At 35.4% G+C, this 2,169-nt stretch carries 4 protein-coding genes and 1 pseudogene; 3 read left to right on the forward strand and 2 right to left on the reverse strand.

Annotated features, from left to right (window positions below; all coding sequences use genetic code 11):
- Both WBN20_RS16850 and WBN20_RS16855 read left to right on the forward strand, forming a co-directional pair.
- Positions 1–139 (forward strand): annotated as a pseudogene (locus WBN20_RS16850) (bifunctional metallophosphatase/5'-nucleotidase); the annotation flags it as partial.
- 31 nt (positions 140–170) lie between these two features.
- Complete coding sequence (locus WBN20_RS16855) at positions 171–668, forward strand: hypothetical protein (protein ID WP_424282527.1); 498 nt, start codon at positions 171–173, stop codon at positions 666–668.
- Here the strand turns inward: WBN20_RS16855 and WBN20_RS16860 are convergent.
- Positions 665–967, reverse strand: a complete 303-nt coding sequence (locus tag WBN20_RS16860) for a hypothetical protein (protein ID WP_424275324.1) — start codon at positions 965–967, stop codon at positions 665–667. The two genes, WBN20_RS16855 and WBN20_RS16860, sit on opposite strands and share 4 nt — an antisense overlap.
- Positions 968–1,102: 135 nt before the next feature.
- On the opposite strand from WBN20_RS16860, the gene WBN20_RS16865 reads away from it, so the two are divergent.
- The gene (locus tag WBN20_RS16865) at positions 1,103–1,870 is read left to right on the forward strand and encodes a hypothetical protein (protein ID WP_424282528.1); all 768 of its coding nucleotides are present in this window, start codon (positions 1,103–1,105) and stop codon (positions 1,868–1,870) included.
- A 53-nt stretch (positions 1,871–1,923) separates the two neighbouring features.
- On the opposite strand, the gene WBN20_RS16870 is transcribed toward WBN20_RS16865, so the two are convergent.
- The coding region (locus tag WBN20_RS16870; protein WP_424282529.1) for a BRCT domain-containing protein at positions 1,924–2,169 on the reverse strand (246 nt) is incomplete at its 5' end.

Below are 2,169 nucleotides of genomic sequence, written 5' to 3' on the forward strand. Positions count from 1 at the left end.
CGTCATTAGACAAAATCGTTTAGATAAATCAGTTTTAGTGAATCAGGTTGGCTGCTATGGCATAAATCTGGGTAGAATCGATTTTTATTTTGATTCTAAAAAAAATATTAATTCAGAGGGGGTTTCCATTACTGTCTGATCCTTGTTAGACTTTTATTCTACTAAATACCATGAAAGTAAATGGCTTCATATTTAAAGGTCATGGGGTAGCTTCGGGTAAATCTGATAATCAAAGATATCCCAAGGGTACTTTAAATCAACAACTCCCATATTTTAAGGAAGGAGGGTTGGATCTCTCTATTTATTTTTTAGGTACTATTAATCTTTATATTTCACCCTATTCCTTTAAAATAGGAAAACCAAAATATTATTTTGATAGTATCCCATGGTCTGATTATATCCCTCCAGAAAATTTTTACTTTTTTGATGTTACTCTCTTCTACAGAGATAAAGAACATAAAGGTTTAATTTATATGCCAGACCCAATTACCAAGGTTGATCATATTCAGGAACCAGCAATCCTGGAGTTAATTCAGCCAAAAATTTCAGGACTTTCTTATGGGATAAAGGTTTGTATAGAAGTGGTAGATGAACAAATACAATTGTTTAAGTTACAGAACTCGGTGTCCATTAGGGTAATTTATCATTTTGTCCCATTCAGAACCTAGTTGTATATAACATATTCCACTAAAACTTTGAATTCTTCATCCAAGGTAAGATTTGGATACTGCCTATTTGCTCTTCTGTACCAATAATTGGCGTTGAATTGATCCCCTTCCTTGCGATGCAGATAAGCGTGTATCCAATACCCAAGTTCTGAAGGTAGATCCTGCGCAATATTATGCGATGCATTCCAATTACCTTTTAAATCGTACCACAGTGCCTGTAATCCCTTTGGCCATAATTCAGATGGATGATCATTTTGTTGAGTTTTTAAAAATTCCTGGAAACTTCCTGGGGTATTCATATTGAGCCTGGATAAATTAAACACTTACTTCGGACATTTTTACCCTTATTTGGTCCTTTTTGATTTGAATTAAAAAGAGAATAAAACGTTCTTGATAATCACTATAAAAATAATCTAAAACAAATAACAATTATTATGAAAAAAATTTCAATTTCTTATTTATTAATAGCTGCATTCTTACTAGGTACAGTAGTAATAACCAGGGCTCAGGAAGCCGAAGCACCCATGTGGGAATCAATTGTATTAACACCCGATAACACTAAATTAAAAGTACTCAGTGAAAATATGAGGGCACACAACCAAAAATACCATAAGGAAGGTGCGTATAAGGCTATAGTTTACAATATTTCCAGCGGTCCTGATATTGGAAAAATTGTATGGATGATGGGGCCATTAAAATATGCACACCTCGATTCCAGGCCTGCTGAAGGAGGACATGATGAAGACTGGAGAGATAACGTCATGGCCTATGTAAAGAAAATGGAACATGGGGAATATTGGAAAGGTGATGTTAAGCTGTCAAATACAGATATGTTAACGGATGATCCTTCGCTCTACCCTATCCAATTCGTCAGATATTGGGAAGTTAATAGTGAACACTCGCATAACGCTGAAGCTATGCTAAAGCTTATTAGCAAGACTATTAAAGCAATGGACGGTAACAATGCATGGGGTGTTTATTATAACGAATTTAGGCAAGGTTCAAGAATTGGCCGGCATATTGCTACTGTTGGATTTTATAAAAATTGGGCAGAGCTAGATGAAGCGCCTACATTTAAGAAAACCTTTTTTAAAGTTAATGGAGAGGAATCCTGGGATGCTTTCGTCCGTAACATGGACCAGGTAATGGATAATAGTTGGGATGAAATATGGGTATACGATAAAGAACTTAGTGGAGACTAGAATGTTGCAAAACAAACTGTTTAAACCCTCTTTTTCTTTAAAAAAGAGGGTTTTTACCTGATCATTGTTAAAAATTCGTCCTCTGAAATAATTGGGATGCCCAAATTATCAGCCTTATCTTTTTTACTGGGACCCATATTGGTTCCTGCCACCACATAAGAAGTCTTTGAGGAAATGGAAGAACTTACTTTACCACCGTTGTCTTCAATATTCTTTTTCAATTCGGTTCGACTTATTTTTTCAAATACCCCGGAGACCACAAAGGTCTGACCCTTAAGTTTTTCCGTCTGTCCATCTAA

This window comes from Eudoraea sp. (genome assembly GCF_049665975.1).
Classification (GTDB): domain Bacteria; phylum Bacteroidota; class Bacteroidia; order Flavobacteriales; family Flavobacteriaceae; genus Eudoraea.

Coding starts and splice junctions, on each gene's coding strand:
- WBN20_RS16855 (WP_424282527.1), top strand. CDS start 171: ATGAAAGTAAATGGCTTCATATTTAAAGGTCATGGGGTAGCTTCGGGT.
- WBN20_RS16860 (WP_424275324.1), bottom strand. CDS start 967: ATGAATACCCCAGGAAGTTTCCAGGAATTTTTAAAAACTCAACAAAAT.
- WBN20_RS16865 (WP_424282528.1), top strand. CDS start 1,103: ATGAAAAAAATTTCAATTTCTTATTTATTAATAGCTGCATTCTTACTA.